Source organism: Providencia sp. PROV032, from assembly GCF_028484875.1.
GTDB lineage: Bacteria > Pseudomonadota > Gammaproteobacteria > Enterobacterales > Enterobacteriaceae > Providencia > Providencia rettgeri_E.
The window spans coordinates 1-1,029 of the sequence record NZ_JAMPSX010000067.1 but is presented as its reverse complement, the minus strand read 5'-3'; the positions used below and the strand labels follow the sequence as shown (position 1 = coordinate 1,029).

Annotated in this window: 1 protein-coding gene; it reads right to left on the bottom strand. The window is 40.4% G+C overall.

The window, feature by feature from the left end; translation table 11 throughout:
• Nucleotides 1–371: 371 nt before the first annotated feature.
• On the bottom strand, nt 372–812 hold the full coding sequence (locus PSF42_RS20600) for a hypothetical protein (protein ID WP_015063446.1): 441 nt from the start codon (nt 810–812) through the stop codon (nt 372–374).
• Between the last annotated feature and the right edge of the window lie 217 nt (nt 813–1,029).

Sequence of the window (1,029 nt, the reverse complement as noted above, 5' to 3'; positions counted from 1 at the left end):
TTTTTTTCGCAGGCGTCCAGCCGAAGAAAATAGCCAGAGGGCGGAGCCTTATGTCATTCATTTTCGTCCAGAAAATGAGTGGCATTGATACTGAAAGTATCATGGGGTGCAAGTTAGTAAAACTATGATTCTACCCATTATTTCACCCGTTATTCTGCCCGTTATACCTAAATTGGGTGCAATAACGGGTAAAGTAATAGGTAGAATAACAGGTGGATTAATGGGTAAGAAATAACACAACGTCATCTTGTGTCTATCTATTATTCTGTATCTTATTCTATGTATTATTCTACCTATTACAGACGAAATAGATAAAATAAGAGATAGAATAATAGATAGGATAATACATAAAATAATAGGTAAACCTAACGTCAGCGCACCTTTTCTTCGAGCTGTTTTAGCATCGAAATATCACCTAATAACCGTTGATTTTTACCTGTGAAAAAGATGATCGGACTGACATTTGCATTATCAATACTTCGGCTTAACTGAATTCCCATCGCCTGATAATCATCATCGTTTGTGCAATGGTATAACGCTAAAACAAGCTGACATTGTTCTGGAGTTCCGCATTCTATTGCCCAGCGGATCAACTCCGAAAAGGTCAATCCGTTCGGTTTCCAGTGTTTTTTATGCCGTGACGCTAACGCCTTAAATTTTTCACGCCCTTGATTATATTTTTCTGCCCCGATCACCGGATCTTCACAACGAACCCCTTGAACCGGTCGCTTATCAAATGACAATTCCCATAAATTTAATTCTTCGATGTATTCGTAATCTTCTGGCGATGCCAAACGAAATAATTGAGACATAGAGACACCCTCCGATCATGTGTGAACGGAGACAGTATAAGGCTTTCGAGAAATTCCGCTTCCTCGACGTGAAACAAGTTCACGCCTTGCGGCGAGCGTTGCGAATTGAATTTATGAGGTTTACCAAGCTCCAGATGTAACAAAGCCCCGTGACAGCATCACAGGGCTCTGGTACTCTAAATCTTGTGCATTCGTTGCTCAGATTAGACGTCGCAAT

What these genes read in the sequence shown, in the direction of transcription:
- PSF42_RS20600 (WP_015063446.1), bottom strand. Translation starts at nt 812, where the DNA reads ATGTCTCAATTATTTCGTTTGGCATCGCCAGAAGATTACGAATACATC.